This is a genomic window from Bradyrhizobium sp. S3.3.6, assembly GCF_040546905.1.
Classification (GTDB): Bacteria; Pseudomonadota; Alphaproteobacteria; order Rhizobiales; family Xanthobacteraceae; genus Bradyrhizobium; species Bradyrhizobium cytisi.
Genome location: NZ_JBEPOT010000011.1, coordinates 16,966 through 39,329, shown reverse-complemented (window position 1 = coordinate 39,329; position 22,364 = coordinate 16,966). Strand labels below are relative to the sequence as shown.

Sequence of the window (22,364 nt, the reverse complement as noted above, 5' to 3'; positions counted from 1 at the left end):
AGCATTATTGCCCACTTTCTGATCATGCCGAAACGTGCGTCTCCACCGCGCGCCGCGCACCTTCCTTGTAGAGACGGCCGAGCGCCGCGGTCACGGCCTCGCGCAGGCGCGGCTCGGCACCGAGCGGTCCAAACACTTTTTCCACGCCGAGCAATGTGGGCGCCAGCCGTTCCGCGACGGGACCGGCCTCGCGCGCCAGGCCCGCGAGCTCGGCGGCGAGGGGATCGCGCACGTCGATGGCGCGGCCCTGCTCGTCAAGTGCGGTGACGTAGCGCATCCAGCCCGCCACCGCGAGCGCGTGCGTCGCGATCGGCAGGTTTTTGGCGAGGCGATCCTGCATCGCGCCGAGCAGCCGCTGTGGCAGCTTTTGCGAGCCGTCCATGGCGATCTGCCAAGTGCGGTGATGCAGCGCCGGATTGGCGAAACGCTTGAGCAGCGAGGCGCGATAGGCGGCGAGATCGGTGCCCGCAGGCATCGTCAGCGTCACCGCGGCCTCTTCCATCACCTGCGCGGCGAGGCGCGCGAAATAGGGATCCCGCATGGTATCGGCGATGGTCTCGTAGCCGGCGAGATAGCCGAGATAGGCGAGCGCGGAGTGGCTGGCGTTGAGCAGCCGCAGCTTCATCAACTCGAACGGCTTGACGTCGGTGACGAGCTCGACGCCCGCGGCAGCGAGATCGGGCCTGCCCGCGGCGAAGCGATCCTCGATCACCCATTGCGTGAACGGCTCGGTCATCACAGGCCAGGCGTCACGCATCCCGAGTGCCGCCGCGACCGCGTCGCGGTCGGCATCCGTTGTCTCCGGCACGATGCGATCGACCATGGTGCAGGGGAAGGCAACGTTATCCGCGATCCATTTGCCGAGGTCCTTCGACCGCAGTGCCGCGAACTGCGTCACGATCCGCTGCACGGTGCGGCCGTTGGTGGCGAGGTTGTCGCAGCACAGCACCGTGAACGGCGAAAGTCCCCGCGCCCGTCGCCGCGCCAGCGCGGCCACGATGAAGCCGGGCGCCGAGCGCGGCGCGTCAAAATTGTTGAGATCGTGCACGACATCAGGATGCCGCTCGTCGAGATCGCCGGTCTGCGGCGTGTGGCAATAGCCCTTTTCGGTCACGGTGAGCGAGACGATGCGAATGGCGGGATTGGCCATCCGCTCGACCAGCGCGCCCGGCTTTTCGCGCGCGACGACGCTGTCGAGCAACGCGCCGATGACGCGATGCTCGGTGCCTTCGGCGGCGCGCACGGCGACCGTGTAGAGATGATCCTGCGGGGCGAGGGCGTCGCGCGTGTCCGGACTGCGCAGGCTCGCGCCGATGATGCCCCAGGCATTGGCGCCTGCGGCAAGACAGTCGTCGATGACGACGGCCTGATGGGCGCGATGAAAGGCGCCGAGACCGAGATGCACGATACCGGGCGTAATGCGCGACCGGTCATAGGCCGGGCGGCGGATGGCTGGCGGCAGCCGGTCGAGATTGGCGCGGCCAAGGCGCGTTGAACTAAGCCGCATGGTGTCTCTCCCTGTGTTTGGCGGCTGCTTGACATGGCGGCCGTCCTCGGTCAATGCTTCGGTCAATTGGTAAGGCCAATTATCCAAAATTGGCGGGCCGCCGGATCGACCGGCGAGATCTATAGGGGAGGCCAGCGTGCCGCTGGAAGCCGTGGAGGCGAGACGGCTCTATCGCCAAATCGCCGATCAATTGCGAAGCCTGATCGATAGCGGTGAATACGCCGTCGGCAGTCGCCTGCCGACCGAGCGCGAGCTCGCCGATCAGCTCAGGGTATCGCGGCCGACGGTGCGCGAAGCCCTGATCGCGCTCGAAGTGGAAGGACGCGTCCGCATTCGCGTCGGGTCCGGCATCTATGTGATCGACCCTTCGGACGCCACGCCAACGCCGTCCGCCGTGATAGAGGGGCCATTCGAGCTGTTGCGCGCCCGCGAATTCCTCGAAAGCGCCATCGCCGAGCAGGCCGCGCGCGTGGCGACCAGCGACGATATCGCACGCATCGATGCCGCCCTCGTCGCGATGGAGAACGTCGCGCACCCCGGCGAAGCCTCGATGGTCCATGACCGCGCCTTCCACATCGCGATCGCCGGATGCCTCGGCAACGCCGTGCTGGTGCGCGTGGTCGGCGAGCTGTTCGACCAGCGGCTCAATCCCTATTTCGCGCAGCTTGCGCATTATTTTGAGAATCCCGGCACCTGGCGCACCGCGCTCGGCGAGCATCGGGCCGTGCGCGATGCCATTGCGACGCGTCAGCCAACGGCGGCCCGTGACGCGATGCGCGATCATCTCGCGCATTCGCAGGAGCGTTTTGCGCAGAACTTTGGCGCCGAGACCGCCGCGGGACCGCCGGCGACGCGGAAACGGACCGCGCGATCCGGTGCAGCTCCGATGAAGCCAAAACGACCGTCGAAGAAGCCCGCCAAAAGCGGCAGCGCGCGACGGCGATGAGATTGGGCGGCTCGCCTCGATTTTGAGGCGGGTGAACAAGAAGCAGACTTAAGTGGAGGATATTCAGTGTTGAAGAAGATGACGATGATGCTGGCGGTCTCGGCCGCCGCAATGCTCGGGGCGACGAATGCCGGCATGGCGCAAACCAAGCTGAAATGGGCCCATGTCTACGAGACCTCGGAGCCGTTCCACACCGCTTCGGTCTGGGCCGCACAGGAGATCGGCAAGCGCACCAACGGGCGCTACCAGATCGACGTCTATCCGGCGTCCCAGCTCGGCAAGGAAGCCGACATCAACCAGGGCCTCTCCCTCGGTTCGGTCGACATCATCATCTCCGGCTCGAGCTTCGCGGCCAAGAGCTTCCCGCCGATCGGCGTGACCTATTATCCCTATACGTTCCGCGACGCCGATCACCTGCTCGCCTACACCAAGAGCGACATCTTCAAGGAACTCGCCAAGGGTTACGAAGACAAGAGCGGTCACCACATCATCGCGGTGACCTATTATGGCGTGCGCCAGACCTCCTCGAACAAGCCGATCAAGACCTGCGCGGACCTGAAGGGCCTGAAGATGCGCGTGCCCGATGTGCCCGCCTATCTCGCAATGCCGCGCGCCTGCGGCGCCAATACCGCGCCGATCGCGTTCGCCGAAGTCTATCTCGCGCTCCAGAACGGCACCGTCGAGGCGCAGGAGAACCCGCTGACCACGATCGAGGCCAAGAAGTTCTACGAGGTGCAGAAGCACATCGTGCTGACCGGCCACATCGTCGACCACCTCAACACCGTGGTGGCCGGCGCGCTCTGGAAGAAGCTCAGCGACGAGGACAAGAAGATATTCACCGACGTCGCGCAGGAAGCCGCCGCCAAGGCCACCGAAGAGATCAAGCAGAACGAGGCCAAGCTGGTCGCCTTCTTCAAGGAGAAGGGCCTGACCGTGACCGAGGTCGACAAGAATGAGTTCCGCGACATCGTGCTGAAGAACGTTCCGTTCGAGACCTTTGGGTATCGCAAGGCCGATTGGGAACGGATCCAGGCGGTGAAATAACGGACGCTTGCGTTCTAAGACCCTCATGGTGAGGAGCGCGGAACGCGCGTCTCGAACCATGGAGGCCCCGGTGTCGCCCGGGGCCATCCTTCGAGATGCGCGTTCCGCGCTCCTCAGGATGAGGAGAAGAGTGGGTTCGACGCTCACGCGCCGACCCGGAATGACGTTCACGTTCTCCAAGGAGTAACCACATGTCGACCGCCGAAGTGCACCGGCAGATTACCGGGGACGAGATCGCCCATACCTTCGAGGAAGAGGCTACGCCGAAGGTCGATCTCGGCATCTACGCGTTCGAGGACTGGATCGCGCTGGCGATCTTTTGGGTGATGGCGCTTGCCGTCTTCCTGCAGTTCTTCACCCGCTATGTCCTCAACGACAGCTACGCCTGGACCGAGGAGATCGCGACCTATTGCCTGATTGGCGTGGTCTTCATCGGCGCCTCGATGTGCGTGCGGCTGTCGCGGCATATCCAGGTCGACCTGATCTACCGCTATCTGCCGCATGTCGTGGCGCGTGCGCTGTCGACAGTGATCGACCTGATCCGGATCGCCTTCTTCGGCTACGCCGTCAAGCTGGTCTGGGTTTACATCCAGATCATCGGCGACGAGTCCATGACCACGATCAACTTCCCCAAGAACTACGTCTATTACGCCGTGCTGCTCGGCTTCGTGCTGATGTTCGCGCGCTCGCTGCAGGTCGCGCTGCAACATCTGCGACAGGGCTATTCGATCCTCGAACGCCCTGGCGCCTACGACGGTTTTGAAGGGTAATCTGATGCTGCTATTGCTTGGAGGCTTTCTCGTCCTGATGCTGCTCGGTGTTCCCGTGGCGATTGCCATGGCCGCGTCGTCGCTGCTCTACATCCTGGTCAGCGGCGTGACACCCGATGTCACGCTGGCCCAGCGCATGATCGCCGGCGTCGAGAGCTTTCCGCTGCTTGCCGTGCCCTTCTTCATCCTGGCCGGTAATCTCATGAACATCGCCGGTGTCACCGGGCGCATCTACAAATTCGCGGTCGCGCTGGTCGGCTGGATGCGCGGCGGCCTCGGCCACGTCAACATCATCGGCTCGGTGATCTTCTCCGGCATGTCCGGTACCGCGATCGCGGATGCCGCTGGCCTCGGCACCATCGAGATCAAGGCGATGAAGGACCATGGCTACACCACCGAGTTCTCGGTTGGCGTCACTGCGGCCTCGGCCACGCTCGGCCCGATCATTCCGCCGTCGCTGCCCTTCGTGATCTACGGCATGATGGCCAACGTCTCGATCGGCGCGCTGTTTCTGGGCGGCGTCATTCCGGGCGTCGTCCTGACGCTGCTGATGATGGCCACGGTCACCTACTTCGCGCACAGGAATAAATGGGGCAGCGACACGCCGTTCTCCTGGCCGCAGCTCGGCTCGGCCGGCCTCGAGATCGCCATCGTGCTCGCGTTCCCGCTCGCGATCTGGCTGATGACGCTCGCCGGCATGTCGATCAATCTGGCCGTCGTGATCGGGCTCGGTGTGCTGCTCGCGATCGACTGGTATTTCGACTTCTCCGCGGTGATGGCGCTGATGGCGCCCGTCATCCTGATCGGCGGCATGACCCTCGGCTGGTTCACGCCGACTGAAGCCGCTGTTGCGGCGGTAATCTGGTCGCTGTTCCTTGGCCTCGTGCGCTACCGCACCATGACCTTGAAGACTGTGGCGAAGGCGACCTTCGACACCATCGAGACCACGGCCTCGGTGCTGTTCATCGTCACCGCCGCCTCGATCTTCGCCTGGCTGCTGACGGTGTCGCAGGCTGCCCAATTGCTCTCGGACTGGATGCTCAGCATCACCCACAACAAATGGGTGTTCCTGGCGCTCGCCAACGTGTTGATCCTGTTCGTCGGCTGCTTCATCGACACCACGGCGGCGATCACCATTCTGGTGCCGATCCTGCTGCCGATCGTGCTCAAGCTCGGCATCGATCCGATCCATTTCGGCCTGATCATGACGCTGAACCTGATGATCGGCCTGTTGCATCCGCCGCTCGGCATGGTGCTGTTCGTGCTTGCCCGCGTGGCGAAGCTCTCGGTCGAGCGCACGACGGTCGCGATCCTGCCCTGGTTGGTGCCGCTGATGCTTGCACTGATCGCGATCACCTACATTCCCGAACTAACCCTCTGGCTGCCGAAATACATGGGACTTTCCAAATGACATCGACCTCTCTCGCCGCAACCCTGTTCGGCCCCGAAGACCTGCGCATGATCGAGCATCCGCTCGACAAGCTGGCCGACGGCATGGTGCGCATCCGTTTCGGGGCCGGCGGCATCTGCGGCTCGGACATGCATTACTTCCGCCACGCCCGGACCGGCGATTTCGTGGTGAAATCGCCGCTGGTGCTCGGTCACGAGATCTCGGGCCAGGTCGTCGAGATCGCGGGCTCCGCAGCCAACCTGAGGGTCGGCGACCGCGTCGCCGTCAACCCGTCGCGCTGGTGCGGCCATTGCGGCGCCTGCCGCGAGGGTCGCCAAAACCTCTGCGAAAATATCTACTTCATGGGCTCTGCGTCGAAGACACCGCACATGCAGGGCGGCTTTGCCAATTATTTCGATGCGATCCCGGCGCAGTGCGTCAAGATCCCGGATCATGTGTCCTATCAGGCCGCGGCGCTGGCCGAGCCGCTCGCGGTCTGCCTGCACGCGGTCGCGCGCGCCGGCAACATCCAGGGCAAGCGTGGCATTATTTTTGGCGCCGGCCCGATCGGGCTTCTGACCATGCTCGCCGCACACCGCGCCGGCATGGCTGACATCACCGTGGCCGACATCGCGCCGGCCCCGCTCGCCTTCGCGACCCGGCTCGGCGCATCGCATGTCGAGAACGTCGCAAATGGTGACGAGGGCCTCAAGGCGCAGGCCGCCTCGCGTCCCTACGATGTTGCATTCGAGGTCTCGGGCACGGCCGCCGGCCTTGCCAGCGCCATCGGCACCGTCAGGCGTGGTGGCGTCGTGGTGCAGATCGGCAATCTGCCGGGCGGCCAGATTCCGACACCGTCGAATGCCGTGATGGCAAAAGAGATCGACCTGCGCGGCTCGTTCCGCTTCGGGCTTGAATTCATGACGGCGGTGGAATTGATCGGTGCAGGCAGCGTCGACGTGCTGTCGCTGGTCACCGCCGAGCGGCCGCTCTCGACCGCGCCCGACGCATTGCGATTGGCGCTCGACCGCTCGCAGAGCGTCAAGGTCGTGCTGACCGCCAATTGATCGGAGAGAACGCATGATGCTCGAGGGATGGCGCTGGTACGGGCCCGATGATCCCGTGTCCTTGGACGATGTCAGGCAGGCCGGGGCGAGCGATATCGTCTCGGCGCTGCATCAGGTGCCGATTGGCGAGGCCTGGACACGCAAGGCGGTCGAGGAGCGCAAGAATTTCATCGAGAACGGCCAGCCGGGCCGCTCGCGATTGACCTGGTCGGTGGTGGAATCGATTCCGATCCCCGACGACGTCAAGCGCCTCGGGGCCAAGGCGACGAAGTCGATCGAGGCGTGGATCGCGAGCCTGGAGGCGGTGGCGGCGTCCGGCATCAAGATCATCTGCTACAATTTCATGCCCGTCGTCGACTGGTGCCGGACCGATCTGGAATGGGAGCTGCCAAACGGCGCCCGCGCCATGCGCTTCGACCAGGACCGCTTTGCGGCGTTCGAGCTGCATATCCTCAAGCGCCCTGCGGCCGCGCAGGAATATTCACCGGAGCAGCAGGCGCGCGCGAAAGCGCTGTTCGACAAGATGAGCCGGGCCGACATCGACTATCTCATCATGGCAATCGCCAGCGCGTTGCCGGGCTCGACCACCGAGCCGATGACGATCCCGCAATTCCGCGACCGGCTGGAGACCTATCGTGACATCACGCCGAAGATCCTGCGGCAGCATCTCGCCGAATTCCTCGCGCGTGTAGCGCCGGTCGCCGCGCAGCTTGGCGTGTCGCTGACGCTGCACCCGGATGATCCGCCGCGCCCGCTGTTCGGCCTGCCGCGCGTTGCGTCCACGGCAGAGGATTATCAAGCGCTGTTCGACGCCGTGCCGTCCAAGGCCAACGGCATCTGCCTGTGCACCGGCTCGCTCGGCGTGCGCGCCGAGAACAATCTGCCTGCGATGGCGGAACGCTTCGGCCCGCGTATCGCCTTTGCCCATCTGCGCGCGACCAAGCGCGAGGCCGATGGTCTGACGTTCCACGAGTCCGATCATCTCGACGGCGACGTCGACATGGTCGCGGTGCTCAAGGCGCTGTTGAAGGAGAACGCGCGGCGGTCACCGGACAAGCAAATCGTATTCCGCCCTGACCACGGCCACCGCATGCTCGATGATCTCGCCGCGACCAAGCGCACCAATCCCGGCTATACTGCCATCGGCCGCCTCCGCGGCCTCGCCGAACTCCGCGGCGCGATCCGCGCGATCGAGCATCGTTGAAGAACCGACATTGCGAGCGCAGCGAAGCAATCCAGAATCCCTCCGTGGAAAGACTCTGGATTGCTTCGCTGCGCCCGCAATGACGTGGAGCGAGAGAGGCGCCGAAGCTTCCACAGCGTCATGGCCGGGCCTTGTCCCAGCCATCCACGTTTTGCCCCGCGGCACAAAGAACGTGGATGCCCGGGACAAGCCCGGGCATGACGACCTCCCGCGAATGTTCGCTGGCCACTCAGTAGCAGGCGGCCATCGCGCCGAGCTGGGGATAGAGCTTGTCGATCGCGGCGATCTCGCTTTGCATCTGGGCGAGGATCCAGTCGCGGATCTCCGCAGCGATGGGGCGCATCAGCCGGTTGCGCGGCGGCAGGAATTCGCAGATGCGGCGCGTGGTGGTGAGCCGGTCGGAAGCCGGTACCAGCGCGCCGGTCAGCAACCAGTGCGAGGCGACCGTCAGCCAGCCGAGCGCGATGCCCTGGCCGAGCAGGGCCGCCTGCATCACGACGGCATAATCGGTGAAGCTCAGCCCCTTGGCGGCGCCACGCCGGCCGGTGAGCAGCGACGAATAATCCGCGGCCCAGTCGCCCGGCGTCTCGGCGAGGCGGATGATGGTGTTGCCCTCAGTGGGATCGGTCTCGCCGAGATAGCCGGGGCTGCACATCGGCAGCATCACTTCCTTCATTACCAGCGTGCCGCCGGACGACGGCTCCTCGCGATCGCGGAAACGCATGCCGAGATCGACATTCTCGACCGGCCCGCGCAGCGCGCCGGAGATCAGCTGGAAGCGCAGATCGGCCTGGGGAAACTGCCGCTGCAGCTTGTCGATGCGCGGCATCAGCCAATGCGTGGTGAAGGCGGAGGAGACCGACAGCGTCACCGTCTCGGTGCCCTTGCGGCGCCGCTCGATCTCGGTGAGACCCGTCTCGATGCTGCGAAAGCCTTCGAGCACGCGGCGATACAACAGCTCGCCTTCCTCGGTGAGCACCGCGCGGCCCGCCTTGCGGTCGAACAGGCGGACGCCGAGATGCTCCTCGAGCTGGCCGAGCATGCGGCTCACCGCGGGCTGCGTGACATTCAATTCGGCGGCGGCCGCCGTGAAGCTGCCGTTGCGTGCCGCTGCGTCGAAGACGAACAGGGCGTTACTGGAGGGCAGCATCCGGCGCAGTTCGGGCATAACGTCATGTTATGAGCGCGGTGAGAATTTGGCAATTGCCGAGTTTTGCCAAGTCTGGTGTCATTGGCACCGCAGCCTAAAGACAGGGTGTTCGGAACAAGCTTTGGTGCGGCGCACGGCTGCATCCGCGAATGCTCCAAAACGCTGTCTATAATGCAGGCTTATGGCGCGCAGTGAGGCACGCCATCGCAGGGAACGAGGCGAGGTCGATCGTTGAACAAACGAGCGGAAAGCGTCGAGATCAGGTCCGCCAGCAAGGCGTACGGTGCCGTTCGCGCCCTCGACGACGTTTCCCTCAATGTCGGCGCCGGCGAGTTCGTCTCGCTGCTCGGTCCCTCCGGCTCCGGCAAGACCACGCTGCTCGGAATTCTGGGCGGCTTCATCCTGCCGACATCAGGCACAGTTCTCTTCGGCGGCCGCGACGTCACCTGGATGCCGCCGCACAAGCGCGACATCGGCGTCGTGTTCCAGAACTACGCGCTGTTCCCGCATATGAGCGTCGGCGAGAACGTCGCCTTTCCGCTGCGCGCGCGGCGCCTGCCGAAAGCGAGCTGGCCCGACAAGGTACGCGCGGCGCTATCGATGGTGGGCCTTGCCGGCTACGACGAGCGCGGCATTGCGCAGCTTTCCGGCGGCCAGCGCCAGCGCGTCGCGCTCGCACGCGCCATGATCTTCGAGCCGCGTCTGATCCTGATGGACGAGCCGCTCTCCGCGCTCGACAAGCAGCTCCGCGAATCCATGCAGATCGAGCTGCGCGCGCTGCACCGGCGTATCGGCGCCACCATCATCTATGTTACCCACGACCAGCGCGAGGCGCTGACCATGAGCGACCGCGTCGCCGTGATGAAGGACGGCCGCTTGATCCAGATCGACGAACCTGCGCGGCTGCATGATCATCCCGCCGATTCCTTTGTTGCCAGCTTTATCGGCGAGGCGACCATGCTGCCGGTCCGCCGTGTCGATGGCTCCAGCGTCGCGCTCGGCAATGCGCTTTTGCGCAGCGCCCGCGCCATTCCCGACGGCGACGCCTTGATGCTCGCCGTGCACAGCGAAAAGCTCCTGATCGATGACGGCGCGCAGGACGCCGCCTGCAACCGCCTGACCGGGACGGTCACCGACATCGTCTACCAGGGCGAGAGCCTGCGCATTTTTCTTTCGCTCACCGACGGCATCGCGCTCAGCCTGCGCCAGCCGAGCTACCACCAGGCCTACGGCCGCATCCCACCGCTCGGCGGCAGCCTCACCGTCACCCTTCACCCCGAGGACACCATCGTCGTGCCCAGAGCGGACTGAACTTCAGCCTTGTCCAACCGAGAGAAGAAACCGATATGTCGACCCAAGCCGCGTTCAGCAATTTCAAGGTCCTCACCTTCGACGTCGTCGGCACCTTGATCGATTTCGAGACCGGCGTGCTCGCCGCGGTGCGCAGGATCTCGGGCAAGACGCCGGCCGAGCTCAGCGACGACAAGATCTTCGAATCCTACAAGCGCGGCCGCGACAAGCATTACGAGCGCTCCAGCGAGGTGATGTTCCACGTCTATCGCTATCTCGCCAAGGAGCTCGGGCTGTCGTCTGACGACGCGTCCTGCGACATGTTCCAGCTTTCGGTGCTGCGCTGGGGGCCCTTCCCGGACTCGGTCGAGGCTCTGAAGCGCCTGCGCACGAAATTCCGGCTGGTCGCGATGACCAATGCCGACCGCGTCGCGCTGTCCTGTTACGCGCACTCGCTCGGCAATCCCTTCGACGACACCGTCTGCGCCGACGAGACCGGCGTTGCAAAACCCAATCCGGAATTCTTCGCCTACAACAAGGGGCGTCAGTCCGCGTTCGGCTACAAGCAGTCCGATATCCTGCATGTCGCGCAGAGTCAGTACCACGACATCGGGATCGCGCGGAAACTCGGCTACAAGGTGTGCTGGATCGAGCGCCGCCAGGGCATCGCCGGTTTTGGCGGCACGCCGGCCGTGGAGACGCTGACCAAGCCGGACTTTCATTTCCCGACGCTGAAGGCGCTCGCGGATGCCGCGATCGGGCCGGCGGCATGACACGGGACTGGAACGCGCTGCCATCGGCCAATTCGCTGTGGGAAGCCACGGCGGAGCCGGCGCGCGCGTTTCCGGTCCTGTCGGGGGAGCAACAGGCGGATGTGGTGATCATCGGTGCGGGCTATACCGGCCTGTCCGCCGCGCACCACGTCGCCAAGAGTGGTCTCGCGCCGGTTGTGCTGGAAGCCAATCGTCCCGGTTGGGGCGCGAGCGGGCGCAATGGCGGCGTGATCACCGCAAAGTTTCGGCTCTCGTTCCGCGAGATCGACGCCAGCCATGGCCGCGCCATGGCAAAGCGCATGTATGAGATCGCGCATGAATCCACTGACATCGTCGAGGAGCTGGTCTCCGAATTCGGTATCACCAGCGCAAACCTGACCCGCACCGGTCAGGTCAAGGCCGCGCATAACGAGACCACGCTGAAGGCCGCGATCGACGAAGCCAACTGGATGACGCGCGAGATGGGCTCGGCCGAGGTCCGCATCCTCGACAAGCGGCAAGTGCACGACGAGACCGGCTCCGACATCTTTGTCGGCGGCGTGCTCAATCCCGGCTCGGGCGGCATCCATCCGCTGAACTATCTGCGCGGTCTCGCCGATGGCGTGGCGCGCCAAGGCGTTCCGATCTTCCAGCAATCGCCGGTGATCAAACTCCGGCGCGAGAACGGCGGCATCGTCGCCGAGACGCCGCAGGGCGCGGTGCGCGCCAGGCAGGCGATCATCGCCACCAACAGCTATTCCGACGTGACCGGCGCGACCGCGCGCATGCAGCGCACGCTGATCCCGTTCCGCAGCGCGATCATCGCGACCGAACAACTGCCGCGCAATCTCGCGGGGCGGCTGATGCCGACGGGGCGCACCTACACCGAGACCAAGCGCATGATGCGCTGGTTCCGCATGGTCGACAACCGCGTGATCTTCGGCGGCCGCGGCGCCTTCGGCAAGCAGGACTCGCAAGCTGCTTTTGACGCGCTGCGCAAGGCGATGGTCGGCATCTTCCCCGATCTGGCCGACGTCCCGCTTGCCTACAAATGGTCGGGCCTGGTCGGCATGACCCTGGACTCGGTACCGCATATCGGCCGGATCGACGACCGCACGCTAGTCTCGATGGGCTACAACGGTGCGGGCGTCGCCATGTCGAGCCTGATGGGCCGCTATCTCGCCGCCTTCGTGCGCGGCGAGACGCCCGATGTCGGGCTGCTCGACGTCAGCCGCATGAAGGCCATTCCGTTCTATCCGCTGCGCGAGCCCGCCGTGCGCATGGTCGCCGGCTGGTACCAGTTTCTCGATGCGATCGGTCGGTGAGATTTTTTTGGCGATGGAGGAGGCGAGGATGAACACGAAACGGAATTTGGGATTGGGCTGCGCGCTGCTGGGCGCGATGGGATTGACTACCGCGGCTGATGCCGCCGAGCAGATCACCTTCGTCTCGCAGGGCGGCGCCTATCAGCAGGCGCAGACGGTGGCGATCCTCGATCCCTCCGCCAAGAAGCTCGGCATCACCATCAACCAGGATTCCATTCCCGATGCCTGGCCCGCGATCAAGACCCAGGTCGGCAGCGGCAAGCCGATCTGGGACGTGGTGGACACGCCCACCGGCTATTGCCTGCGCGGCGGCGAGCAGGGGCTGATCGAGAAGCTCGACTTCTCGAAAATCCCGAACGCGGCGGCGATGCCTGAGGCCTATCGCAGCCCTTATTCGGTGTCCTACGAGTTCTATTCCAGCGTGCTGGCCTTTAGCCAGAAGACGTTCCCGAAGGATGCGCCGAACAGCTGGGCCGATTTCTGGGACGTCAAGAAATTCCCCGGCCGGCGCGCGCTGCGCAACCATCCGATCGCCACGCTGGAAGCGGCGCTGATGGCCGACGGTGTCGCGCCTGACAAGCTTTATCCGCTCGACGTCGATCGCGCCTTCAAGAAGCTCGAGGAGATCAAGCCGAACATTACGGTGTGGTGGACGTCAGGCGCGCAGTCGGCGCAGCTCCTCAATGACGGCGAGGTCGACATGGAGATGGCCTGGAACGGCCGCGTCAGCGCGGTCGCGAAGGAGGGCGCCAGGGTCGCCTTCACCTACAACCAGGGCATCCTGCAGAGCACCTCGCTCTGCATCCTCAAGGGCGCGCCGAACCTCGACACCGCCGTGAAGTTCCTCAATGAAGCGGTCGATCCCGTGCACCAGGCCGATCTGCCGCTCAACATCGATTACGGCCCGGGCAATCCCAAGGCGTTCGAGACCAGCGTGATCAAGCCGGAGCGCGCCGCGCAATTGCCGAGCGAGCCGGCCAATGCGGCCAAGCAGGCGCTGATGTCCTACGCCTGGTGGTCCTCGCCGGCCGGCGAAGCCGCCGAGAAGCGCTGGGCATCCTTCATGCAGAAGTGAGGCAGCCTTGGTGACATCTGTGCCAGATCCATCGCAAAAGCATCAGCGCCGTGAGCACGGCCTGATGCTGGCGCTGGTGTCGCCGGCGCTGCTGGTGATTCTGTTGCTGATCGTGCTGCCGGTCGGCTGGCTCGCCTGGCAGTCGATCTACCATGACGGCTTCACGCTGGAGAATTATCGCCGCGTCTTCACCGAAGACATCTACTGGCGGAGCTTCGCGCTGACCTTCGAGATCAGCCTCGCAGTCACCATCATCGCGCTGCTGCTCGGCTATCCCGTGGCCTATCTCGCCAATTCCGTGCCGAAGGGATGGAGCATCCTGATCCTGTCGCTGGTGGTGCTGCCGTTCTGGACGTCCGTGCTGGTGCGCGCCTATGCCTGGCTTGCGCTGCTCCAGCGCACCGGCGTGATCAACCAGTTGTTGCGTTATCTCGACGTCATCTCCGAGCCGCTGGCGCTGGCGCACAATACGTTCGGCACGGTGGTCGCTACCGTGCACATCCTGCTGCCCTTCATGGTGCTGCCGCTCTACGCCACCATGCAAAAAATTCCCGGCGATCTGATGCAGGCCGGCGCCAGCCTCGGTGCGAGCCCGTCGCTGAGTTTTGTCCGCGTGTTCCTGCCGCTGTCGCTGCCCGGCGTGCTCGCCGGCTGCACCATGGTGTTCGTGCTCTGCCTCGGCTTCTACATCACGCCGGAATTGCTCGGCGGCGGCCGCACGGTGATGGTGTCGATGCTGGTGAGCCGCAATGTCGAGCTCTATAACCAGTTTGGTGCGGCCAGCGCGGTCGCCGTGGTGCTGCTGCTCAGCGTGCTCCTGATTTTCTTCGTCGTCAGCCGGTTCATTTCGCTCGATCGCGTGCTGGGGCAGAAATGACGCGCATCTCGCCCGCACGGATCGCCCTCTACGTGATCAGCACGCTGGTGCTGGTCTATCTGATCCTGCCGGTCCTGATCATCGCACCGATCTCGTTCTCCAGCGCGCGCTTCCTGACCTTCCCGCCGCCATCGTTCTCGCTGCGTTGGTATCAGCAATATTTCGCCAATCCGGCCTGGATGCAGGCGACGCGGGTGACGCTGACGGTTGCGCTGCTCACGGTGGTGATCGCAACGCCGTGTGGCGTCGCCGCCGCCTATGCCATCAGCCAGTCGAAGCTGCGCATCATGCGCGTCATCCACATGACGCTGCTGCTGCCGCTGGTGGTGCCGATCATCATCACCGCGGTCGGCATCTTCTTCGTCTATGCCAAGGTCGGCCTGGTGGCGACCTTGCCGGGCCTCGTGCTGGCGAATGTGATGCTCGGCCTGCCTTACGTCGTTATCTCGGTGCTCGCAGGCTTGCAAAGCTTCGACCCCGCGCAGGAGATGGTGGCCCGCAGCCTCGGCATGAACCGCCTGCGCAGCTTCTTTGCGGTGACGCTGCCGCAGATCAAGTCCAGCGTGGTCGCTGGCGGCATCTTCGCTTTCATCTCGGCGATGGACGAGACCATCGTCGCGCTGTTCATCTCCGGCGGCCAGTATCAGCCGCTGACCAAGCGCATGTTCACCGCGCTCCGCGATGAGATCGATCCGACCATCGCAGCGATCTCGACGCTGATGACGGCGGCGTCGTTCATGCTGTTGCTATTGGCGAGCACGCGGCAGAAGCGGAGCGGGTGAGGGCGGTCGCTAAGCCCCTGCCGCCAGCCAGGCCAGGATCATCTCCACGATCTGGGTCCTGCTCTTCGCCAGCACCCTGGGCTCGCTGAGGTCGCGGTCGAACAGCGCGCCAAAGGTGTGGCGGTTGGCGACGCGGAAGAAGCAGTAGGAGGAGATGGCCAGATGCAAATCGATGGCGTCGACGTCGTCGCGGAACGCGCCCTCGGTACGGCCGCGCTTGAGGATGCCGTCCAGCGTTGCGATCACGCTGGCGTTGAGCTGGCGCAGTTGCTGATTCTGCTTCAGGTGCTTGCCGTGGTGGATGTTCTCGATTGAGACGAGGCGGATGAAGTTCGGATTGCGCTCGTCGTGGTCGAAGGTGGCCTCGATCAGCCGGCGCAAGCCCTCGCGCGCGTCGCAGCTGGCGATGTCGAGCTGGTCCTCCAGCGCGCGGATGCTGCGATAGGCTTCCTCGAGCACAGCGAGATAGAGCTGCTCCTTGCCGCCGAAATAATAATAGATCATCCGCTTCGAGGTGCGGGTTCGCGCCGCGATGGCGTCGACGCGGGCGCCGGAATAGCCCTCGGAGGCGAATTCGGCCATCGCCACTTCGAGGATGTCGCGCTTGGTGCGCTCGGGGTCGTTGGTGCGCTTCGATGGGGGTGGCATGCGCTCGAGCATCACTGTTTCTCCCGACCGTTTCTATGGATCACCTTGAAGGTGAAGGCAAATTTCGCCCAATCCGACGTCTTTCGTGGCGGAACTTGCACAAACGTACTAGTTCGTACATTATGGATGGAAACCAAGATTGCGGCAACCAAAAGCAAAAACTCGCGCACCGCCGGGACGGGCATGACGCGAGCCGCGACCGCCATCGCACACGGGGAGGAATTTTGATGAGCTCGACCTCAATCGCATCGCTGCACGCGCCGTCCGGCGCGGCAACCACGCAAAACAAGCTGCCGAAGCGCGCCGCGCTCGTCAGCTTCGTCGGCAGCATGCTCGAATACTACGACTTCTTCATCTACGGCACCGCGGCGGCGCTGATCTTTCCAAAAGTGTTCTTCGCCAATGTCGATCCCGCGACCGGGACGCTGCTCGCGCTGCTGTCGTTCGGCATCGGTTATATCGCGCGTCCCGTCGGCGCTGTCATCCTCGGCCATTTCGGCGACCGCATCGGCCGCAAGACGGTGCTGCTGTTCACGCTGGTGGTGATGGGTTGCTCAACGTTGGCGATCGGCCTGTTGCCGGATGCCAAGACGATCGGCAGCGCCGCACCCATCATCCTGACGCTGCTGCGCCTGCTGCAGGGCCTGTCGGCGGCCGGCGAGCAGAGCGGGGCGAACTCGCTGACGCTGGAGCATTCCGCCAATTCCAACCGCGCCTTCTTCACGAGCTGGACCCTGAGCGGCACCCAGGCCGGCGCGATCCTGGCGACGCTGGTGTTCATTCCCATAGCCAGCATGCCGGAAGAGCAGCTGCTGAGCTGGGGCTGGCGCATTCCGTTCCTGCTCTCCGCGCTGGTGCTGCTTGTCGCCTACCTCGTGCGGCGGACCATGCCGGAAACGCCCGTGTTCGAGGACATCAAGGACAAGGCGCAAGTGGCGCGCTTTCCCGTGGTCGCGCTGCTGCGTGACTACTGGCCGGACGTGCTGCGCGTCATCGCCTGCGCGCTGATCGCGACGGTCAGCACCATGACCGCGGTGTTTGCGCTCGGCTATGCCACCAGCAAGTTCGGCGTCGCGCGTCCGACCATGCTGTGGGCCGGCGTGCTCGGCAACGTCGTGGCGCTGTTCGCCCAGCCGCTCTGGGCCTTGCTCGCCGACAAGATCGGCCGCAAGCCGGTGTTCATCGGCGGCGTGCTTGGCTGCGCCGTGCTGCTGTTCCCCTATTTCATGCTGGTGACGTCGGGCAGCACGCCCGCGATCTTCGCCGCCGCGATTGGCCTGTACATCGTCTACTCCGCGCCCAACGCGATCTGGCCGTCGTTTTATGCGGAGATGTTCGAGGCGCGCGTGCGCTATTCGGGCACCGCGATCGGCACCCAGCTCGGCTTCCTCGCCGCCGGCTTCACGCCGCTGGTGAGCGCGAGCCTCGTCGGCGAAGGACCGAACGGCTGGATTCCGGTTGCGCTCTTCGTCGCCGGTTGCTGCGTCGCCTCGGCCGCGGCCGCATCGACCGCGCGCGAAACCCATAAGGTCGACATCGCCGATCTCGGCAAGCGGCGCGCGTAAGCGAAAACAGGGACACGATCGTATGCTGACCAACACAGTTCCGACCACGCTCGGCCCGATCATCGGGGCCGAGCAGGGCGCCGTCCGCGCCTTCAAGGGCGTGCCGTTCGCGACTGCACGGCGCTTCACCAAAGCGAGGCCACCGCTTGCGTGGATGGAGCCGCGAAACTGCACGGATTACGGCCCTTACGCGCCGCAGCCCGGGCATCTCGATCAGGCGGAGGAGTCCTGTCTCAGCCTGAATATCTGGACGCCGACAGGGATCGATCGCCCGCTGCCGGTGCTGTTCTTCATCCATGGCGGCGCCTTCGTCACCGGCGGCGGCGCCGATTATGACGGCGCATTCCTCGCTGCGCATGGCCCGGCCGTCATCGTCACCATCAACTATCGGCTCGGCCCGCTCGGCTTCCTGCAGCTGCATCGCCACGGATTGGGCGAAGCCAACAATCTCGCGATCTCGGATTCCCTCACAGCACTCGACTGGGTCCATGCCAATATCGCCAATTTCGGCGGCGATCCGAACCGGCTGACGCTGTCGGGCCAGTCGGCCGGCGCGTCGATGGTGATTGCGCTTGCAACGCTACCGCAGGCAAAGGGCAAGTTTGCCCGCGCGCTCGCGCTGAGTGCGCCGGGGCGCAACATCATGAGCGCCGACCATGCCGATCAGGTCGCACGCCGCGTCATCGAAGAGCTCGAGCTTGCGAGCGATCCTGCCGCGATTGCCTCCGTGCCGCTGCCAAAACTCTTCGCCGCGGTGGAACGCGTCGGCCGCAGGATCGCCGACGAAACCACCTCAGGCACCGTGTTCGGCCCGGTGCTCGACGGCACCGTGATCCCGCGCGAGCCGCGTGAGGTCTTCGCCGAGGGAGGCTTGCGCGACATTCCGCTCTGGCTCGGCTCCTGCCGCGACGAGATGGTGATGTTTTTGAAGAGCACGCCGCCGGCCGCGATGATCCGCAGCACCGAGCGCAATGTCCGCGTTGCTTTCGGCGATGCCGGCTGGGAGCGCCTGCTGGCCTGTTATCGCGGCTCGGCGCGCCTCGATGAGGATCCGTACGAGGCGCTGCTGTCGGATGCGTTCTGGCATCGCCCGATGACTGATCTCGCGCGGCAGCACGCAGCCGCAGGGGGCGCAGTGTGGCTGAGCCGGTTCGATCATCGTCCGGCGCTGCAACCGTTCTTGTCGCAAGGACCGACCCACGGCGCCGACAATGCCTGCCTCTGGGCGCATCTGCCTGCCTTCATCGATCGCCCGATCCTGCAGCGAAAGGGCGGCCCGATGACCCCGGCCGATATCGACGTCGCGGCGCGGTTTCAGATGAGCCTGCTGCGCTTCGTGACGTCAGGCGCGCCCGATGTTGTGGAAGCCTGGCCGCGGTTCGAGCCGGCCAAGGAGCCACTCGCAATCTTCGGCCAGCCGTTTCATATTGTGCCTCTCAACGAAAGCGCGCGCTCCCGCCTCTGGGCGGAGCTGAGCAATGGCACCAACGACAAAAACGACATGAGGGAGGCCGTATGAGCATCTTGAACAGGAATGCTACGTGGCCCGCGATGCGGATCGCTGTGCTCCTTGTGCTGCAGGCGGCTTCGTCCGCATCGGCGCAGATCGTCGCGACGCCTGTTCCCGGAGACCCCGTCAGCATCGATAGCGGCGCCGTCTCCGGCAAGGTCCTGCCGTCGAACGTGAGAGCCTATTTCGGCATTCCCTTTGCCGCGCCGCCGCTCGGTGATCTCCGTTGGCGCGCGCCGCAAAAGGTCGAAGCATGGAAGGGCGTTTATCACGCCGACCGGCTGGCGCCCGAATGCATCCAGGTGCTGCGGCGGCACAATCTCAATCATTATTTCGGCGAGGAGGCGACCAGCGAGAACTGCCTCTATCTGAACATCTGGGCGAGCGCCGATGCCAAGCCGGGCGCGAAGCTGCCGGTCGTGGTCTGGATCTATGGCGGCGGCTTCACGCTCGGCTCCAGCGGCATGGCGATGTATGACGGCGAGAACGTCGCGAAGAAAGGCACGATCTTCGTCAGCTTCAACTACCGCGTCGGCATTCTGGGCAATCTCGCCCATCCCGAGCTGACCGCGGAATCGCAAAATCACGCCTCCGGCAATTACGGCCTGATGGACCAGGTTGCGGCGCTGCAATGGGTCAAGCGCAACATCGCGCAATTCGGCGGCGACCCTGATAACGTCACCATCACCGGGCAGTCGGCCGGCGCGATGTCGGTGTCGGCGCTGGACGCGAGCCCGCTCGCGAAGGGCCTGTTCAATCGCGGTTTCGCGATGAGCCTGAGCATGTTCGACAACCGCTTCAAATTTCCGGCGCTCCCCGCCGCCGAGAAGATCGGCCTCGAGGTGCAATCGGCGCTCGGTGCGTCCTCGCTCGCCGAGATGCGGCAGATCCAGGCCGAAAAGATTCTTGCAATTCAGAAGGACTGCCAGCTCGGCTGCGCCGGCACGATCTCCGTCACGCCCGATATCGACGGCTACGTGCTGCCCGACACGGTCCCGAACATCTTTGCGGCGGGCAAGCAGAACGATGTCGCCACCGTCGCCGGCTTCACGCGCGATGAGAGTTCGAACGATCTGCGCACCGCCGGCACGTTGGAGGCCTATGTCGCCGCGGCACGAAAGCTCTATGGCGACCAGGCCGATCGTTTCCTTGCGCTCTATCCCGCGAAGACCGACGAGGAGGCGAAAGCCATGGGGTTGACCGCCGCGCGCGAGGGGCTGGTCGAGATCGGCACGCGCAACTGGGCCGAAGCCCAGGCGAAGACCGGAAAGGCGCCGTTCTACATGTACATGTTCTCGCGGGTGCATCCGTTCGCGGCGAACGTCGAATTCTTCGACAATCCGCAGAAGATCGGCGCCTATCACACCTCTGATGTGCCTTACTGGTTCGGAACGCAGGACGCCTTCAACAAATTCCGCACCACGCGCAACTGGACCGAGCTCGACCGCGCGCTGTCCGAACGCATGATGGACACGCTTGTCGCCTTCGCGCGAACCGGCAATCCCGCGACGCCGGCAACGACATGGCCGCAATGGAAGCAGGACGCGCAGAGCTATGTCGAGTTCGGCGACGAAACCGGTGTGCGCGAGGAGAACCGGGCGCGGCTCGATTTCCACACGCCCGCCAACGTCACGCCCTCGACGCCGCGGGTCTCGCGGGACTAGGTGCCGTACTCAAACTGTCAATCGGCGTTGAACTGGACCCCCGGCCTGACCAGATGACCTCGCATTCGGATCGCCACATCTTCGCGGGCATCCTCCCTGTGGAGAGACGCCTGCAGGAGTTTGTGGCAAACTTGTCGGTTATCGCATCGGGCTTTAATTCCTGCCCAGGCGACACCGGCGAAGGAGATCAGTCCATGCAGCGGAAAAGTTGGGCCTCGGAAGAGTGCCCCATGGCCCGCTCCGTTGACGTCATTGGCGACTGGGGCAGTTTGATGATCCTGCGCCAAGCCTTTGGGGGCACGACCCGATTCGACGATTTCCAGAAGGAGCTGGAGATCTCGCGGAACCTGCTGACCGCGAGACTGAAGAAACTCGTCGTCTGCGGCATTCTCGAACGCCGGCCGATCGCCGAGGAAGCGCGGCGGCACGAGTACGTTCTGACCGAAATGGGCGAGGATCTCTTTGCGACTATCATCGCACTCCGCCAATGGGGCGACCGATGGCTGTTCCGGCCCGATCCGCCCCCTATTCGAATGCTTGACGGCATCGACGGCAGCGAACTGGAGCCGATAAAGGTCCGCTCCTCCCGTGGGCGCGAGATCAAGCTTGCGGATTTTCGCTTGCGCCGGCGCGCCACGGGCAAGCAGAAGGCTCGGGCCGACAACCTCTAGTTCACGCCGGCGCCGTGACGGGGCTTGTCAACATTCATTCATGCGCATAAAAGTTCAATAATGAGACTAACTGGTCGGACGACCTAGCGCGAGGAGAATGAAATGCGGGCAGCGTATATCACCGGCTATGGCGACAATTCGGTGGTCAGCTACGGGGAGGTCGGCGACCCCGTCCCGGGCGCCGACGAGGCGCTGCTCGAGGTCCGGGCCGCCGGTGCGAATCCCGTCGAGGTCGCCATGCGCCAGGGTCTGTTCCATGCCGCCTTTCCATTCACGTTTCCGCAGGTGATGGGCTACGACGTCGCGGGCGTTGTTGTCTCCGCGCCCCCTGGCGGGGCGTTCAAGGCAGGTGACGAGGTTTACGCCCGCCTGCCTAACCGGCGTCCCGGCGCCTATGCCGAGCGCGCAGCCGCTCCACTCAATCTCCTGGCCCACAAGCCGCGCACCCTGTCCTTCGAGGAGGCGGCGAGCCTACCGACCGTCGCCTTGACCACCTGGCAGGCATTTGTGGAGCGCGCGCGGCTCAAGGCCGGCGAAAGCATCTTGATCCAGGCAGGGGCAGGCGGCGTCGGCGCCTTCGCCATCCAGCTCGCTAAGCACCTGGGGGCCTACGTCGTTGCGACGGGCGGACCGGACAGCCAGACGTTCATGGCTGGGCTCGGAGCGGATCGCACCATCGACTACACAACCGAATCCTTCGAGGCTGCCGGCCCGTTCGACGTGGTCTATGACGGTGTGTGCGGTCCGCTGACCGAGCGTGGCATCGACACCCTGCGCGAAGGCGGCCGCTATGTCGGCCTCGTGCGCACCGCCGACGCCCAGAGCTATCGCGAAATCGGCTTCCCGCCTCCCGTGGCCGAGCAAGCTTCGGCGGCCGTTCGACCGTTCATCGAGCGCGCCGCCGCCCGCAAGGCGGAGTTTCATGGCCCCCTCACCCGGCCGGACGGCGCTCAACTGGCGGAGATCGCGGCCCTGATCGACACCGGCGCCATCCGCGCCTCCGTGAGCGCGGTCTATGGCCTCGATCAGCTCGCTGCCGCCTACGAGATTCTAGCCGGCAGACATACGCGCGGGAAGCTCGTCATCGTTCCCTGAGGCAAGGCTCAGGCTCGTTCAACAAGTCCACG

20 protein-coding genes are annotated in these 22,364 nt (G+C 64.8%); 17 read left to right on the top strand and 3 right to left on the bottom strand.

Translation table 11 applies throughout. The features are described 5' to 3' along the window. Positions 1-22: 22 nt before the first annotated feature. Positions 23-1,507 (bottom strand): mannitol dehydrogenase family protein, encoded by a 1,485-nt coding sequence (locus ABID59_RS27170; protein ID WP_354085433.1) that lies wholly within the window; start codon positions 1,505-1,507, stop codon positions 23-25. A gap of 136 nt (positions 1,508-1,643) precedes the next feature. On the opposite strand from ABID59_RS27170, the gene ABID59_RS27165 reads away from it, so the two are divergent. From ABID59_RS27165 to uxuA, 6 genes are all read left to right on the top strand, one after another. Beyond that, positions 1,644-2,453, top strand: a complete 810-nt coding sequence (locus ABID59_RS27165) for a FadR/GntR family transcriptional regulator (protein ID WP_354085432.1) — start codon at positions 1,644-1,646, stop codon at positions 2,451-2,453. An 84-nt stretch (positions 2,454-2,537) separates the two neighbouring features. After that, complete coding sequence (locus ABID59_RS27160; protein WP_354085549.1) at positions 2,538-3,497, top strand: sialic acid TRAP transporter substrate-binding protein SiaP; 960 nt, start codon at positions 2,538-2,540, stop codon at positions 3,495-3,497. Positions 3,498-3,688: 191 nt separating this feature from the next. After that, positions 3,689-4,267, top strand: a complete 579-nt coding sequence (locus ABID59_RS27155) for a TRAP transporter small permease (RefSeq protein ID WP_354085431.1) — start codon at positions 3,689-3,691, stop codon at positions 4,265-4,267. Positions 4,268-4,271: 4 nt separating this feature from the next. Beyond that, complete coding sequence (locus tag ABID59_RS27150) at positions 4,272-5,678, top strand: TRAP transporter large permease (protein WP_148749508.1); 1,407 nt, start codon at positions 4,272-4,274, stop codon at positions 5,676-5,678. Further along, positions 5,675-6,724 (top strand): L-idonate 5-dehydrogenase, encoded by a 1,050-nt coding sequence (locus ABID59_RS27145; protein WP_354085430.1) that lies wholly within the window; start codon positions 5,675-5,677, stop codon positions 6,722-6,724. Before ABID59_RS27150 ends, ABID59_RS27145 begins: the two co-directional genes overlap by 4 nt. Before the next feature lie 13 nt (positions 6,725-6,737). After that, positions 6,738-7,928 carry a mannonate dehydratase gene (uxuA, locus tag ABID59_RS27140; protein WP_354085429.1) on the top strand — a complete coding sequence of 397 codons (1,191 nt, stop codon included), beginning with the start codon at positions 6,738-6,740 and terminating at the stop codon, positions 7,926-7,928. Positions 7,929-8,157: 229 nt separating this feature from the next. Here the strand turns inward: uxuA and ABID59_RS27135 are convergent, their stop codons facing one another. Then, a complete protein-coding gene (locus ABID59_RS27135) occupies positions 8,158-9,096 on the bottom strand; it encodes a LysR family transcriptional regulator (RefSeq protein ID WP_354085428.1) in 939 nt (312 codons plus the stop codon). A gap of 213 nt (positions 9,097-9,309) precedes the next feature. Between ABID59_RS27135 and ABID59_RS27130 the strand changes: the two genes are divergently transcribed. From ABID59_RS27130 to ABID59_RS27105, 6 genes are all read left to right on the top strand, one after another. After that, positions 9,310-10,389 carry an ABC transporter ATP-binding protein gene (locus tag ABID59_RS27130; protein WP_354085427.1) on the top strand — a complete coding sequence of 360 codons (1,080 nt, stop codon included), beginning with the start codon at positions 9,310-9,312 and terminating at the stop codon, positions 10,387-10,389. A gap of 35 nt (positions 10,390-10,424) precedes the next feature. Then, positions 10,425-11,141 (top strand): HAD family hydrolase, encoded by a 717-nt coding sequence (locus ABID59_RS27125; RefSeq protein WP_148749503.1) that lies wholly within the window; start codon positions 10,425-10,427, stop codon positions 11,139-11,141. After that, a complete protein-coding gene (locus tag ABID59_RS27120; RefSeq protein WP_354085426.1) occupies positions 11,138-12,445 on the top strand; it encodes an NAD(P)/FAD-dependent oxidoreductase in 1,308 nt (435 codons plus the stop codon). The genes ABID59_RS27125 and ABID59_RS27120 overlap by 4 nt, the downstream gene beginning before the upstream one ends. A gap of 28 nt (positions 12,446-12,473) precedes the next feature. Then, a complete protein-coding gene (locus tag ABID59_RS27115; protein WP_354085425.1) occupies positions 12,474-13,520 on the top strand; it encodes an ABC transporter substrate-binding protein in 1,047 nt (348 codons plus the stop codon). A 64-nt stretch (positions 13,521-13,584) separates the two neighbouring features. After that, positions 13,585-14,397, top strand: coding sequence for an ABC transporter permease (locus ABID59_RS27110; protein ID WP_354085548.1), 813 nt, complete (start codon positions 13,585-13,587; stop codon positions 14,395-14,397). After that, on the top strand, positions 14,394-15,179 hold the full coding sequence (locus ABID59_RS27105; RefSeq protein ID WP_354033080.1) for an ABC transporter permease: 786 nt from the start codon (positions 14,394-14,396) through the stop codon (positions 15,177-15,179). The genes ABID59_RS27110 and ABID59_RS27105 overlap by 4 nt, the downstream gene beginning before the upstream one ends. Positions 15,180-15,188: 9 nt before the next feature. Here the strand turns inward: ABID59_RS27105 and ABID59_RS27100 are convergent, their stop codons facing one another. Beyond that, positions 15,189-15,839, bottom strand: a complete 651-nt coding sequence (locus ABID59_RS27100) for a TetR/AcrR family transcriptional regulator (protein WP_148749500.1) — start codon at positions 15,837-15,839, stop codon at positions 15,189-15,191. A gap of 215 nt (positions 15,840-16,054) precedes the next feature. Here ABID59_RS27100 and ABID59_RS27095 point away from each other — a divergent pair, with 215 nt between their 5' ends. From ABID59_RS27095 to ABID59_RS27075, 5 genes are all read left to right on the top strand, one after another. Continuing rightward, positions 16,055-17,392, top strand: coding sequence for an MFS transporter (locus ABID59_RS27095; protein WP_354085424.1), 1,338 nt, complete (start codon positions 16,055-16,057; stop codon positions 17,390-17,392). Between the two features lie 22 nt (positions 17,393-17,414). After that, the gene (locus ABID59_RS27090; protein ID WP_354085423.1) at positions 17,415-18,911 is read left to right on the top strand and encodes a carboxylesterase/lipase family protein; all 1,497 of its coding nucleotides are present in this window, start codon (positions 17,415-17,417) and stop codon (positions 18,909-18,911) included. After that, positions 18,908-20,566 (top strand): carboxylesterase/lipase family protein, encoded by a 1,659-nt coding sequence (locus tag ABID59_RS27085; protein WP_354085422.1) that lies wholly within the window; start codon positions 18,908-18,910, stop codon positions 20,564-20,566. The genes ABID59_RS27090 and ABID59_RS27085 overlap by 4 nt, the downstream gene beginning before the upstream one ends. Before the next feature lie 53 nt (positions 20,567-20,619). Further along, a complete protein-coding gene (locus ABID59_RS27080; RefSeq protein WP_210250859.1) occupies positions 20,620-21,237 on the top strand; it encodes a winged helix-turn-helix transcriptional regulator in 618 nt (205 codons plus the stop codon). Positions 21,238-21,339: 102 nt separating this feature from the next. After that, positions 21,340-22,332 carry an NADP-dependent oxidoreductase gene (locus ABID59_RS27075; protein WP_354085421.1) on the top strand — a complete coding sequence of 331 codons (993 nt, stop codon included), beginning with the start codon at positions 21,340-21,342 and terminating at the stop codon, positions 22,330-22,332. Positions 22,333-22,364 lie beyond the last annotated feature (32 nt).

Coding starts and splice junctions, on each gene's coding strand:
- ABID59_RS27170 (WP_354085433.1), bottom strand. CDS start 1,507: ATGCGGCTTAGTTCAACGCGCCTTGGCCGCGCCAATCTCGACCGGCTG.
- ABID59_RS27160 (WP_354085549.1), top strand. CDS start 2,538: ATGATGCTGGCGGTCTCGGCCGCCGCAATGCTCGGGGCGACGAATGCC.
- ABID59_RS27155 (WP_354085431.1), top strand. CDS start 3,689: ATGTCGACCGCCGAAGTGCACCGGCAGATTACCGGGGACGAGATCGCC.
- ABID59_RS27150 (WP_148749508.1), top strand. CDS start 4,272: ATGCTGCTATTGCTTGGAGGCTTTCTCGTCCTGATGCTGCTCGGTGTT.
- ABID59_RS27145 (WP_354085430.1), top strand. CDS start 5,675: ATGACATCGACCTCTCTCGCCGCAACCCTGTTCGGCCCCGAAGACCTG.
- uxuA (WP_354085429.1), top strand. CDS start 6,738: ATGATGCTCGAGGGATGGCGCTGGTACGGGCCCGATGATCCCGTGTCC.
- ABID59_RS27135 (WP_354085428.1), bottom strand. CDS start 9,096: ATGCCCGAACTGCGCCGGATGCTGCCCTCCAGTAACGCCCTGTTCGTC.
- ABID59_RS27125 (WP_148749503.1), top strand. CDS start 10,425: ATGTCGACCCAAGCCGCGTTCAGCAATTTCAAGGTCCTCACCTTCGAC.
- ABID59_RS27120 (WP_354085426.1), top strand. CDS start 11,138: ATGACACGGGACTGGAACGCGCTGCCATCGGCCAATTCGCTGTGGGAA.
- ABID59_RS27115 (WP_354085425.1), top strand. CDS start 12,474: ATGAACACGAAACGGAATTTGGGATTGGGCTGCGCGCTGCTGGGCGCG.
- ABID59_RS27110 (WP_354085548.1), top strand. CDS start 13,585: ATGCTGGCGCTGGTGTCGCCGGCGCTGCTGGTGATTCTGTTGCTGATC.
- ABID59_RS27105 (WP_354033080.1), top strand. CDS start 14,394: ATGACGCGCATCTCGCCCGCACGGATCGCCCTCTACGTGATCAGCACG.
- ABID59_RS27100 (WP_148749500.1), bottom strand. CDS start 15,839: ATGCTCGAGCGCATGCCACCCCCATCGAAGCGCACCAACGACCCCGAG.
- ABID59_RS27095 (WP_354085424.1), top strand. CDS start 16,055: ATGAGCTCGACCTCAATCGCATCGCTGCACGCGCCGTCCGGCGCGGCA.
- ABID59_RS27090 (WP_354085423.1), top strand. CDS start 17,415: ATGCTGACCAACACAGTTCCGACCACGCTCGGCCCGATCATCGGGGCC.
- ABID59_RS27085 (WP_354085422.1), top strand. CDS start 18,908: ATGAGCATCTTGAACAGGAATGCTACGTGGCCCGCGATGCGGATCGCT.
- ABID59_RS27080 (WP_210250859.1), top strand. CDS start 20,620: ATGACCTCGCATTCGGATCGCCACATCTTCGCGGGCATCCTCCCTGTG.
- ABID59_RS27075 (WP_354085421.1), top strand. CDS start 21,340: ATGCGGGCAGCGTATATCACCGGCTATGGCGACAATTCGGTGGTCAGC.